The sequence below is a fragment of the Pseudomonas gingeri genome, assembly GCF_013385425.1.
GTDB lineage: Bacteria > Pseudomonadota > Gammaproteobacteria > Pseudomonadales > Pseudomonadaceae > Aquipseudomonas > Aquipseudomonas gingeri_D.
Map to the genome: position 1 here is coordinate 290,875 of NZ_JACAQA010000005.1, position 12,546 is coordinate 303,420.

Genomic DNA, 12,546 nt, shown 5'->3' on the forward strand with positions numbered 1-12,546 from the left:
GTTTCGCCGGGGCATCAACCGCCCAGATACGCTTCACGCACCTTAGGATCGGTCAGCAGGTCGTTGCCGCTGCCTTCCATCACCACCCGGCCGTTTTCCAGCACATAGGCACGGTCGGCGATTTTCAGTGCCTGGTTGGCGTTCTGCTCCACCAGGAATACTGTCACACCGTCCTTGCGCAGCTGTTCGATGATATCGAAGATCTGCTGGATGATGATCGGCGCCAGACCCAGGGACGGTTCGTCCAGCAGCAACAGTTTCGGCTTGCTCATCAGCGCCCGGCCAATGGCGAGCATCTGCTGTTCACCGCCGGACATGGTGCCGCCGCGCTGGTTGAAACGTTCCTTGAGACGTGGGAACAGTCCCAGGACTTTGTCCATCTGCTCCTGATAATCGCCCTTGTCGGTGAAAAAGCCGCCCATGGAGAGGTTTTCTTCCACGGTCAGGCGGGAGAACACGCGACGGCCTTCCGGCACCACCGCGATGCTTTTGCGCATGATCTGCGAAGATTCCTGCCCCACCAGCTCTTCGCCCAGGTAGCGGATACTGCCGCTATGGGCCTGCGGTGAACCGCACAGGGTCATCAGCAGCGTCGATTTGCCCGCGCCGTTGGCACCGATCAGGGTGACGATTTCACCCTGGCGAACCTCCACGTTGACACTGTGCAGGGCCTGGATCTTGCCGTAGAAGGTGGAAACGTTTTCGAATTGCAGCATTTACGCTTCCCCCAGGTAGGCTTTGATCACGTCGGGATTGTCGCGGATCTGTTGTGGCGTGCCGTCGGCCAACGGTGTGCCCTGGTTGATCACGACGATATGGTCGGAAATGCTCATGACCAGCTTCATGTCGTGCTCGATCAGCAGCACCGTGACGTTGTGTTCCTCACGCAGCACACTGATCAGCGCCTTGAGGTCGTCGGTTTCCCGCGGGTTCAGGCCGGCCGCGGGCTCGTCGAGCATGAGGATCCGCGGGCGGGTCATCATGCAGCGGGCGATTTCCAGGCGACGTTGCTGACCATAGGCCAGGGTGCCCGCCGGGCGGTTGGCGAACTCGGTCAGGTTGACCTTGTCCAGCCAGTACTCGGCGTATTCCATGGCTTCGCGTTCGCTCTTGCGGAACGATGGGGTCTTGAACAGGCCGGCGAGGAAGTTGGTGTTCAGGTGCCGGTGCTGGGCGATCAGCAGGTTTTCCACTGCGGTCATGTCCTTGAACAGACGCACGTTCTGGAAGGTCCGTACCACGCCCTTGCGGGCAATCTCATGGCCGGCCAGGCCCTGGATCGGCTGGCCGTCGAGCAGGATGCTGCCGGCACTCGGCTTGTAGAACCCGGTCAGGCAGTTGAACACCGTGGTCTTGCCGGCGCCGTTCGGGCCGATCAAGGCCACCACTTGTTTTTCCTGGACGGTCAGGGCCACGCCATTGACTGCCAGGAGACCACCGAAGCGCATGCTCAGGTCGGTTACTTTCAGGATCTCACGGCTCATTTACGCAGCTCCATGTGAGGACGTTGCATGGGCAGCAGACCTTGTGGACGCCAGATCATCATCAACACCATCAGGGCGCCGAACATCAACATGCGGTATTCGCTGAAGTCACGCATCAGCTCCGGCAGCAGGATCATCACCACGGCGGCAAGGATCACCCCCAGTTGCGAGCCCATGCCACCCAGCACGACGATGGCGAGAATGATCGCCGACTCGATGAAGGTGAACGACTCCGGCGTCACCAGGCCTTGGCGCGCGGCGAAGAAGCTGCCAGCGAAACCGGCGAAGCAGGCGCCCAGGGTGAAGGCCGAGAGCTTGATCACGGTAGGATTCAAGCCCAGTGCGCGGCAGGCGATTTCGTCTTCACGCAATGCTTCCCAGGCACGGCCGATGGGCATGCGCAGCAGGCGATTGATCACGAACAACGCCAGCAAGGCCAGCAACAGGGCCACCAGGTAGAGGAACACCACCTTGTTCACCGGGTTGTAGGCCAACCCGAAGAATTCGTGGAAGGTCCGCGCGCCCTCTGCGGCGCTACGTTCGAACGACAGCCCGAAGAAGGTCGGCTTGGGAATGTTGCTGATGCCGTTGGGGCCGCCGGTGAGGTCGGTGAGGTTACGCAGGAACAGCCGGATGATTTCCCCGAAGCCCAGGGTTACGATGGCCAGGTAGTCACCGCGCAAGCGCAAGACCGGGAAGCCCAGCAGGAAGCCGAAAGTGGCCGACATCAGGCCGGCGAGCGGCAGGCAGATCCAGAAGCTCCAGCCGAAGTAGTGCGACAGCAGTGCGTAGGTGTAGGCGCCTACCGCGTAGAAGCCGACATAACCCAGGTCGAGCAGGCCGGCCAGGCCGACCACGATGTTCAGACCCAGGCCCAGTAGCACGTAGATCAGGATCAGGGTGGCGATGTCGACCGCGCCGCGCGAGCCGAAGAACGGCCAGATCAACGCGGTCACGATCAGGCCGATGATGATCCAGCGCTGGGTGCGCGGCAGGGTCAGGAACTGACCGACCTTGGGCGAAACCAGCGGACCACGGTTCGACTTGAACATTGCACTGAACTGCTGGCTGAAGAGCACCCGCAGGAACATCAGGATCGAGCACAGGGCGATGATGCCCAGGGTGACGGGACCCGTGCCCTCCACTTCGAGGTTGATCCCGACGATACTCAGCTTGAGCCCGAGTACTGGGAACGCTACTGCCCACACCAGCAAGGCGCTGAACAGCGCCGATTTGAGATATTTAGTCATACTTTCTCAACCTCCGGACGGCCCAGGATGCCGGTCGGCCGGAACAACAGCACCAGAACCAAAAGACCGAATGCCACTACGTCTTTGTACTGGTCGCCGAAGATGTCGGCGCCAAAGGCTTCGGCCACCCCCAGCACCAGCCCGCCGAGCATGGCGCCCGGAATACTGCCGATGCCGCCCAGGACTGCCGCGGTAAAGGCTTTCAGGCCCACGAGGAAGCCCGCGTTGGGGTTGATCACGCCGTATTGCATGCTCAGCAGCACGGCCGCTACCGCCGCGAGGGCGGCGCCGATGACGAAGGTCAGGGCGATGATGTTGTTGGTGTTGATACCCAGCAGGTTGGCCATCTTGATGTCTTCGGCGCAAGCGCGGCAGGCGCGGCCCAGGCGTGAACGGGAGATGAACAGCGTCAGTCCGGTCATGGCCACCAGGGTGACGACGAATACCAGGATCTGCATGTAGGAAATCAGCACTTCCTCTGCGCCGCCTGGACCGAAGGAGAAGCTCCCCGGGATCAGGTTGGGGATGGACTTGTCCTTGGAGTCCTGGGACAGCAGTACGGTGTTCTGCAGGAAAATCGACATGCCGATGGCGGAAATCAGCGGTATCAGGCGGTTGCTGCCACGCAAGGGGCGATAGGCAACGCGCTCGATACTGTAGCCATAGGCACTGGTCACGACGATCGACGCGATAAACGCGGCGGTCATCAACAGCGGCAGTGAGTGGATACCCAGCATGGCCAGCCCGGCAAGGGCGATGAAGGCCACGTAGGAACCAATCATGTACACCTCGCCATGGGCGAAGTTGATCATTCCAATAATGCCGTAAACCATTGTGTAGCCAATGGCAATCAAGGCATAGGTGCTGCCAATGGTCAGGCCATTAACCAGCTGTTGGAAGAAGTGATAGATCTCAGGCATTACAGCGCTCCTAAAAACCCGATACGCATTTCACTGGTGGAGTCATGTTCCGGCCCGGTGCCGTGGTCTGTGGCCACGTCGGCACGAGCGTTTGCCAGCGAACCGCTGGTGACGGTTTTAAGATTTTCAGGTGAGCCAGCTCCCGGATCGCGGGTGTCGGGCCCATAAACCTCGTAAAACAAAGCCCACTGCTTGCACAGTGGGCTTCTTGACCGGTCAGGCCTGACTTACTGAGGGGATGCTTCGGTTTTCGGTTTGCCGAAGTGCCATTGGTAGACCACGAACTTGAAGTCCTTCAGGTCGCCCTTCGCGTCGAAGCTGAGGTCGCCAGTCGGAGTCTTGAAGGTACCGGCGTGGATGGCGGCTGCCACCTTGGCGGTGTCTTCGCTCTTAGCGGCCTTGATGCCTTCGGCGATGACTTCCACAGCCGAGTAGGCCGGGAATACGAATGGGCCGGTCGGGTCTTCTTTCTTGGCCGCAAACGCATCTACCAGGGCCTTGTTGGCCGGATCCTGGTCGAAGGACTTCGGCAGGGTCACCAGCAGGCCTTCGGAAGCGTCCTGGGCAATTTGCGAGATGGAGTCGTTGCCGACGCCTTCCGGACCCATGAACTTGGCGTTCAGGCCTTTTTCCTTGGACTGACGCAGGATCAGGCCCAGTTCCGGGTGGTAGCCGCCGTAGTAGACGAAGTCGACGTTGGCTTGCTTGAGTTTCTGGATGATCGAGGAGAAGTCCTTGTCGCCGGCGTTCAGGCCTTCGAAGACGGCAACCTTCACGCCTTTCTTCTCGAGGGTCTGCTTGACCGCGGTGGCGATGCCTTCACCGTATTGCTGTTTGTCGTGCAGGACAGCAACGATTTTCGGTTTGACGTGATCGGCGATGTAGTTACCGGCGGCAGGGCCCTGGGCGCTGTCCAGGCCGATGGTACGGAACACCATCTTGTAGCCGCGAGCGGTGATTTCCGGGCTGGTGGCAGCCGGAGTGATCATGATCACGCCTTCGTCTTCGTAGATATCCGAAGCCGGTTGGGTAGAGCTGGAGCAGAGGTGACCGACTACGAATTTGACGCCGTCGTTGACCACTTTGTTGGCCACGGCTACGGCCTGTTTAGGGTCGCACGCATCGTCGTATTCCTTGGCTTCGAGCATCTTGCCGTCGACGCCGCCCTTGGCGTTGATCTGTTCGATGGCCATTTTCGCGCCCATGAACTGCATGTCGCCATATTGGGTCACAGGGCCGGTTTTCGGGCCGGCAATGCCGATCTTGATGGTGTCTGCAGCGAAAGAATGGCTGGCAACCCCGGCCAGAACCATAGCGGCGAACAGTTTGGAAATCTGCTTAGTCATTAGTGCTCCACTCTTGCTGTTGTAGTTTTTAGAGTCCTACGGCCGGAGCTGTGGGACCGGGTCAGATTTAACGCCGATATCCCGGTTCTTGCCCCGGCAACTGTACCGATACAGTTTAGTGTGCGCCCTCATCGATTGGATAGCGGGCAGCCGGAGGCAAAATCGAGATATGTCGCTTAAGTGAAAGAAAAAGACAGAATAGCGGCAGATTATCATGCAGATTTTTGTCTGGATGTTGCTAGCTTTCAGCTGCAATCCCTGGCGCCTTCCATCCCCTCGATCACCCCTTCAGTTTCATCTGGGTGTTTCCAAGCGAGCCTCGACGTTATGATTGCGCCGATTTTTTCTCAGGTGGAACCCCATGATTCAAGAACCTAGCACCCTCTATGCCAAGCTGCTTGGTGAAACTGCATCTATTCGCTGGGAAGAGCTGCAACCGTTCTTTGCCCGGGGTGCCCTATTGTGGGTCGAGCCGGCACTGGATCTGATCGCCGCCGCCGAGGCCGTGGCCGAGAACCAGGCTGGGAAAGTCGCCGCATGGCTGGCGAGCGGGGAGCTCGCCAAGGTGTCTGAGTCGCGGGCGCTGGATCTTTTCGAACGCGATCCGGAGTTGTGGGCGGTGGTGGTTTCGCCCTGGGTGATGATCCAGGAAAGAGCAACAAAATAATTCAGCGCCCACTAATAGTGCATAACCCTTGTGCGTTTATAGCTTGCCGGTGTGTAGGTCAGTAACTGCGTTGCGCAGTAATGGCAGTTTGCCCGTGGAGAAAATGCACAGAGACAGATGCACCCCACGAGTCGCCAGCCAATGGCTTGCGGCTCGTGGGAGCTTTTCTAGTACTCGGTCTTGCCGGTGTGGTTGTTCAGCGAAATGACCTTGGTCTTGCCGATGCGGTGACGGTAGATCTCGCGCAGGTACTTGATGGCCTTCTTCACGCAGTCGCGGGACAGGCGGATATCGTTGATCGAGACGAACTTTTCCTTGTCGTTGATCAGCTCGCGGTACTTCTTCTCGTACATCGGCTTGATCGCGTACCAGTTGGTATCGAGGATTTTCGCCGGGTTTTCGAACTCGTTGAGCAATTCGTCGAGGCTGTCTTCGTCGAACTCATCGCGGGTGATGAAGTCCAGCATCGAGTTGTCCAGCGTATCGTCGAAACGGTACGGGTTACGTGCGAAGCAACGCTTGATAAAAGCCACGATCAGGGTCAGGAAGTCGTCCGACAGGCACGGGCTCTTGGCGATCAGGGTGGTCAGCGACAGGTTCGCCGAGGCACCGATCACCAGGGCGTAGCGCTTGAGCGTGGTGTTGGGGAACAGGCTGTTGAGGTGGGTCTTGAGCCGGTTCAGGTCCATATAGGACAGTTTGTAGTCCTTGGGCAGGGAGACGATCGAGACCACCGACGAGCAGTTCTTGAAGAAGTGCAGGTCGTGCAGCGCCGCGGCGTCGTAGCCCGAGGTCTTGTACTGGTCGAGGGCCGCGCGATAGCGCTTGGACTCGATCGGTAGCAGGCTGATGCCTTCGATCGCCTGGGTCACTTTGTTGAAGTGCGGCAGGTCGATGGAACGGAAGAACAGGTCGTCGATATTCAGCCGCTGGGGTTCTTTCTCGAACACTTTGAACTTGTCGCCGGTGGGCGCCGGCTGTTCCGGTACCACGGATTCGGCGTAGGCAATCGCCACCGGGCCGGCCAGGCTCATAAACAGGTCGTTGGCATCCAGGCGAATGGTCTCGCCAATGTCGATGCCGGCACGCCGGAAATAGTTCTGGTCGTAGTCAGTGGTTACCGCCTGGGCGGTCAGGATGTTGAAGATCTGCTGGGAGATGTACTGGTTGGCGTGTTTCTCCATGGCATTGACATCAATGTTCTGGATGTTGCCGTCATCGCTTTCTTCGGCATAACGCATGATGTCGTTGGAGATCAGCATCATCGCGTTCCAGGGGCGAATACGGCCCATGACGCTGGCTTCGCTGCTGTCGTCATTGTCGAAGTTGTACGAGAAGTCCCACTCTTCGGACAGGTACTTGCAGAGCAGGCGACCGGCGTTGATGTGCAGTGCTTCGGACATTTCACTGCGGTGGTCGGAAATATTCGGCAGTACGCAGATGCCGCTGGTGAAGATCGGTTCGAACACGAAGGAGTGGCCGCTCTTGCTGTCGTGCTCGTCGGCCGGCTTGGTGTCGAAGGTCTTGTTCATGTAGGAGTATTGCTGGGCCAGGCCGAATTCCGAGGCCATGCCTGAACCGGTACCGCCGCCGGCGCTGAAGATCGAGAAGTACAGGCGTGACTGGTTGGCCTTGATGCCGCAGGAGTCGATCAGATACGAATGGATCATCTTCCAGTCGGGGCTGGAGAAGCGCTGGGTGTCCTTGTTCAGGATGATCTTGGCCAGGTACTGGCCGAGGATCGGCGCGTTGCCCGCACCACCGGCATGGACTTCCGACAGGTCCATGATCTTCATCTTGCTGTAGTCGCGGATAAAACCGCTTTTCTCGCCCTTGCGCGAGAAACGGATGCGCCCGGCGATGTCCTTGTCCAGGTCGCCGAGCATCACCAGCGGCTCCACCAGGAACACCGGTTTGGCGGATTTGTTCTGTACCAGGCGCAGGTTGTTGCGGATCCATTGCGCCGGGCGGTAGCCCTTGTCGCTGACCTTGTCTTCGTTGTTGAACTCGTTGAGGTAGAACTTGCGGGCGTTGTACACCAGTTCCGCGACGTCCAGGGCAATGTTCGAACCGCAGCGACCCAGGCCGATCAGGCATACCGATGGGAATTCCTGCTCGCGGCGCGCCTCGCTTTCGCCTTCGGTATGGGGCGAGCGGGGGAACACCATGTCGCGCAGGCCGTCGAGGTTGTCGAGGATGCGGTCGGTGTTGGTTTCGGTGAAGTACAGGTATTGCTGAGTCGACAGCGGACGGGGAGTTGAATAGGCCTTGTAGGGTTTTTCCGCGACCGTGGGCGCTATCAGATCGGATACTGCGTTGGCTGGAGTATTTTTAGAGGTCATTGTGCGCCATTTGCCTGGTCTGGTTCGGCGGTCGAAGGGGTATCAACGCGCCATCACGGAGTGAGAGATCGCGACTGTACCTCGCGATATTGGCCTGAGCGATAGGGTTTATCCCTAGGCTCCCCTAGGGGGAATCCTTGCTTGTAGTACCGATGGATCGGCCAAAAATTGGCGTTCTTTAATTGGCGTGGAACTTTTTATGAATTTTGTACTATCAGCGGATTGAAGGCGGTGCTGGGAAATTGCCAGTGTAGGTCGAGCTGGCGCAGCACCGGTAACAACTCCTCGAGCGGGACCGGTCGGCTGAGCAGGTAGCCCTGGATAAAGTCGCAGTCGTACTGCGCGAGGAACTCGTACTGCTGTTGGGTTTCGACGCCTTCGGTGACCACTTGCAAGTGCAGGGTGTGGGCCATGACGATGATCGCCTGGACGATTTCCATGTCCTGGGTCGATTTGGGCACATCGAGGATGAACGAGCGATCAATTTTCAGGGTGTTGAGGGGCAGGCGCTTGAGGTAGGCCAGGGACGAGTAGCCGGTGCCGAAATCGTCGATGGACAGTGACACGCCGAGGCTGCGGATCTGCCGCAACAGTTGCAGGGTGCTGGAAATATTGCCCATCAGGGCGTTCTCGGTGACTTCCAGTTCCAGGCGCTGGGGTGGCATGCCGGCGGCACACAGGATATTTTCAATTTCATCGGCCAGTTCTTCCCGTGTCAGGTTCAGGGCCGAGCAGTTCACCGCGATCTTCAGTTCGTCGCAGCCGTGCTCGGAGAGCCAGGCCAGGTCCTTGCAGGCTTTGCGCATGACCCAACCGTCGAGTTCGGCGATCATCCCGTTGGCTTCGGCGATGCCGATGAACCGGTCGGGCGAGAGCAGTCCGTGCTGGGGGTGTTGCCAGCGCACCAGGGCTTCGAGTTTGGCGACCTGGCCGCTCTTGAGGTCGTAGATCGGTTGGTAGTGCAGCGCCAGGCCGCTGCCGTCGCGCAGGGCTTGGCGCAGTTCCTCCTCGAGTTGCAGCTCCAGGGTGGCGCGGGTTTTCAGGTTGGAGCTGAAGAAGTGCAGGCTGTTGCGCCCCGCGCCCTTGGATTGGTACAGCGCCAGGTCGGCGTTTTTCAGCAGTTCCTCACAGGATTTGCCGTCATCGGGAAACACGCTGATGCCGATGCTGGTGGTCATGACCATGCGTCGCCCGGCCAGCTCGATGGGCTCCTTCATTTTCAGCATGATGCGCTGGGCCATGTGCCGGGCTTCTTCGCGGTTGTGCAGGCCGATGAGAATGCAGAACTCGTCGCCGCCAAAGCGTGCCACCACATCGTCGTGACTGCGGGTCGCGCTCTTGATATGTCCGGCGATGACCTTGAGCAGTTCGTCGCCGGCATCGTGGCCGAGGCTGTCGTTGATCCGCTTGAAGTGGTCGATATCGAGGAACATCACCGCCAGCATGCCGCCGTTGGTGCTGCGTTCCATCAGCCGTTCGGCGAAGATCTGATTGAAACCTCGGCGGTTGATCAGGTTGGTCAGGGCGTCGTAATGGGCTACTTGCGCCAGTGACAGGCGCGCCTGGTCGAGCTGGCTGAGCAGGGCGTTGACCCGTCGCAGGTCGTGTTCCTTGCCCTGCAGCTTCTTGTCCGCCAGGGCCGCGCTGATGCTGCTGCCGATGATCAGCAGGGTGATCAGGGCGATGGTCATGCCCAATTGCTGGTGATGGTTGTCCGCCAGTGCGGGCAAGGCGCTGCCTGCCGGCAGCATCAGGTGCAACGACCACATCCCGATGAAGTGGGTGCTGAAGATGCCGGCGCCCATCACCAGGCTGGCGGTGTATTTGAGCAGTTGGTGAAAGATCCCGCTGCCGGTGCGAAAGCGCCGTGACAAGACCAGGGCCCCGAGACTGGTGCCGATGGCCACCAGGACAGAAAGACCGACCAGACCGGGGTTGTAGTACTGCACCGCACTCGATTGCAACGCCGACATGCCGACGTAGTGCATGGCTGCGATGCCCAATCCCATGAACAGCGCGGCGCGCACGTACTGTGAGGTGCGCAGCTCGGGATGCCCCAGGGTGTGCATGGCCAGGAAGGAGGCCAGCAGGGCGATCAGCAGGGAGGAGAGGGTGATCGACAGGTCGTATTGAATGTCGATGGGCACCTGGAATGCCAGCATGCTGATGAAGTGCATGGCCCAGATGCCACCGGCCAGGCAACAGGCACCGACCCAGCGCCAGATCCGCTGTTGCGAAGGTTTTTCCACATGACCGACGCGCTCGGCCATGTCCAGCATGGCAAAAGAGGCCGCGCAGGCCACCAGATAAGCCAATAGCACCAGCAACGGATTGTGGCTGCAATTGAGCAGCAGCTGCCCGGTTTCGGGAAGCTCGTTAACAAAATGCAAGCCCAGCCATTCCATAGCATGCCCTACTTGACGCCTTGGACTACCGGTGACTCAGCACCGACCAGTGCGATGGAGTATAGAGGCTCACCTCAGGCTGCAAGGGGGCATGGCAGAGCGACGCCAATGATTTGGAAATGACCTAAATAGCGATGGGTACTAAAAAACCGGCCTGTTCCGGCTCCAGCGGTGGCAGTCCGGCCGCCGCGCGGGCTTTGTCGCAGTACTCGTTGTGCACGCCGTCGACCCATGAGGCCTCGAATTCCCGGCAGGTGCTTGAACGTTGATGATAGATCGAGCAACTGACCTGCTCGCCGACCTTGCCTTCAAGGGCGGTGCAGCGTGGGGCACTGCGTTCGGTACCGAGCATGGCCACGTGGTTGACGCCGACCTGGGTGACCAGTTCGTCGGGCACCAGGCCGCCGGCCGAGGCGCATTCACCCCAATAGAAGGACACGCGGAAATACGCACAGCAGGCACCACAATTCAGACACGGATTGGCGTCGGGCATGGAAGGTCACGGAGAAGGTGGGAGAGTCAATCGAGGGCTATTCTAGGCTTCGGCCCGGGCTTTGAAAGGTATTTTTTTGCATAACCTTTGCCGACCTCCGGGGCTGCGGCAATCAGGCGATAGGGCAGGGCGCGCGGGGTATTGCCGGGTATCAGCGCCACGAATGGTGGCAGACAGTCCCGGCGCCGCTCACTAGATTGAGGGTTCCGGGCTCAACGCGTCTGGCGGGCAGGCCCCTATAACAATAAAAGAGACGGACCCCATGCAGAACTCGACCCAAGCGGCGAATGCCTGGCGCATTCTGTTCCTGTTGTTCCTCGCCAATCTCTTCAACTTCTACGACCGTACCCTGCCGGCGATCATCATCGAGCCGATCCGCATGGAGTGGCATCTGAGTGACTTCCAGATCGGCATCATCGGCACCGCATTTACCATTGTCTATGCCATTGCCGGCCTGCCCCTGGGGCGGATGGCCGACAACGGCTCGCGCAGCAAGCTGATGGGCTGGGGCCTGGCGGTCTGGAGTGGGCTGACGGCGGCGAACGGCCTGGTGGGCAGTTTCGCGACCTTCCTGCTGGTACGCATGGGGGTGGGCATTGGCGAGGCCGCTTATGCGCCCGCCGCCAATTCGCTGATCGGCGATCTGTTTCCGGCGCACCGCCGGGCGCGGGCCATGGGCATCTTCATGCTCGGCTTGCCGCTGGGGCTGGTGCTGGCGTTCTTCACCACCGGGGCCATGGTCAAGGCCTTCGACAGCTGGCGCGCACCGTTCTTTATCGCGGCGGTGCCGGGGTTGCTGCTGGCGGGGTTCATGTTCTTGATCAAGGAACCGAAGCGCGGTGCGGCGGAAACGGTGAAGGTCTCCCAGGAGAAGATCGACCGTCCTGTGCGTCGCCTGATGGCGATCCCGACGTTTCTCTGGCTGGTGCTGGCGGGGCTGACCTTCAACTTTGCCACCTACGCCTGCAACTCGTTTCTGGTGCCGATGCTGCAGCGCTATTTCCTTATGCCCTTGCAGGAAGCCGCGGTGGCGACCGGCTTTATTGTCGGGGTCACCGGCCTGGTTGGCTTGACGCTGGGCGGTTGGGTCGCGGACAAACTGCACCAGCGTGTTGCCAATGGTCGGCTGTTGTTCGCAGCGGTAAGCCTGGTGATCTCGACGTTGACCACCGGCTGGGCGCTGCATGCCGGGCGGATCGAGATCGGCGTGTTCGTGGCGGTGTTCAGCGTCGGTTGGCTGTTTGCCTATAACTTCTACACCTGTGTTTATACGGCGATTCAGGACGTGGTCGAGCCACGGCTGCGGGCGACGGCGATGGCCGTGTACTTTGCCGGTTTGTATCTGTTGGGGGGTGGTTTGGGCCCGGTGGTGGTGGGCTTGCTGTCCGATCATTTCGCCCATGCGGCGATGCTGGCGGCGGGGGCCGAGCAGATGAGCGAGGCGTTCAAGGCGGTCGGGCTGCATGACGCGATGTACCTGATTCCGGGTGCCTTGTTATTGACGCTGGCGTTCCTGTTCCAGGCGGCGCGGTGTTTCAGCAAGGATGCGCAGCGTATGCGCGAGGGGATGGTGGCGGATGCGCCGGCTGTGGCGCCGGTTACCGCCTGACGCCAGATCCTCGCAAGGTTCAAGGGTCTC

Annotated in this window: 10 protein-coding genes; 2 read left to right on the forward strand and 8 right to left on the reverse strand. The window is 59.9% G+C overall.

What is annotated here, in order from left to right:
- Positions 1-14: 14 nt before the first annotated feature.
- The 5 genes from HX830_RS09075 to HX830_RS09095 all read right to left on the reverse strand — a co-directional run bounded on the left by HX830_RS09075 (position 15) and on the right by HX830_RS09095 (position 5,000).
- Positions 15-716: an ABC transporter ATP-binding protein gene (locus HX830_RS09075; protein WP_103496314.1), complete on the reverse strand. Its 702-nt coding sequence runs from the start codon at positions 714-716 to the stop codon at positions 15-17.
- Positions 717-1,484 carry a high-affinity branched-chain amino acid ABC transporter ATP-binding protein LivG gene (livG, locus tag HX830_RS09080; RefSeq protein ID WP_103496315.1) on the reverse strand — a complete coding sequence of 256 codons (768 nt, stop codon included), beginning with the start codon at positions 1,482-1,484 and terminating at the stop codon, positions 717-719.
- Positions 1,481-2,734, reverse strand: a complete 1,254-nt coding sequence (locus HX830_RS09085; RefSeq protein WP_103496316.1) for a high-affinity branched-chain amino acid ABC transporter permease LivM — start codon at positions 2,732-2,734, stop codon at positions 1,481-1,483. The genes livG and HX830_RS09085 overlap by 4 nt, the downstream gene beginning before the upstream one ends.
- Positions 2,731-3,654: a high-affinity branched-chain amino acid ABC transporter permease LivH gene (gene livH / locus HX830_RS09090; RefSeq protein ID WP_103496317.1), complete on the reverse strand. Its 924-nt coding sequence runs from the start codon at positions 3,652-3,654 to the stop codon at positions 2,731-2,733. The genes HX830_RS09085 and livH overlap by 4 nt, the downstream gene beginning before the upstream one ends.
- Positions 3,655-3,881: 227 nt before the next feature.
- The gene (locus HX830_RS09095; RefSeq protein WP_103496319.1) at positions 3,882-5,000 is read right to left on the reverse strand and encodes a branched-chain amino acid ABC transporter substrate-binding protein; all 1,119 of its coding nucleotides are present in this window, start codon (positions 4,998-5,000) and stop codon (positions 3,882-3,884) included.
- A 361-nt stretch (positions 5,001-5,361) separates the two neighbouring features.
- On the opposite strand from HX830_RS09095, the gene HX830_RS09100 reads away from it, so the two are divergent.
- Positions 5,362-5,667, forward strand: coding sequence for a DUF2288 domain-containing protein (locus HX830_RS09100; protein ID WP_103496320.1), 306 nt, complete (start codon positions 5,362-5,364; stop codon positions 5,665-5,667).
- 167 nt (positions 5,668-5,834) lie between these two features.
- Here HX830_RS09100 and HX830_RS09105 read toward each other — a convergent pair whose 3' ends face one another.
- The 3 genes from HX830_RS09105 to HX830_RS09115 form a co-directional block, all read right to left on the reverse strand.
- The gene (locus HX830_RS09105) at positions 5,835-8,009 is read right to left on the reverse strand and encodes a hypothetical protein (RefSeq protein WP_103496321.1); all 2,175 of its coding nucleotides are present in this window, start codon (positions 8,007-8,009) and stop codon (positions 5,835-5,837) included.
- A gap of 197 nt (positions 8,010-8,206) precedes the next feature.
- Positions 8,207-10,414 (reverse strand): putative bifunctional diguanylate cyclase/phosphodiesterase, encoded by a 2,208-nt coding sequence (locus tag HX830_RS09110; RefSeq protein WP_177099852.1) that lies wholly within the window; start codon positions 10,412-10,414, stop codon positions 8,207-8,209.
- 124 nt (positions 10,415-10,538) lie between these two features.
- Complete coding sequence (locus HX830_RS09115; protein WP_103496323.1) at positions 10,539-10,907, reverse strand: YkgJ family cysteine cluster protein; 369 nt, start codon at positions 10,905-10,907, stop codon at positions 10,539-10,541.
- Positions 10,908-11,169: 262 nt separating this feature from the next.
- On the opposite strand from HX830_RS09115, the gene HX830_RS09120 reads away from it, so the two are divergent.
- Positions 11,170-12,516, forward strand: coding sequence for a spinster family MFS transporter (locus tag HX830_RS09120; RefSeq protein WP_177099854.1), 1,347 nt, complete (start codon positions 11,170-11,172; stop codon positions 12,514-12,516).
- The last annotated feature ends 30 nt before the right edge of the window (positions 12,517-12,546 follow it).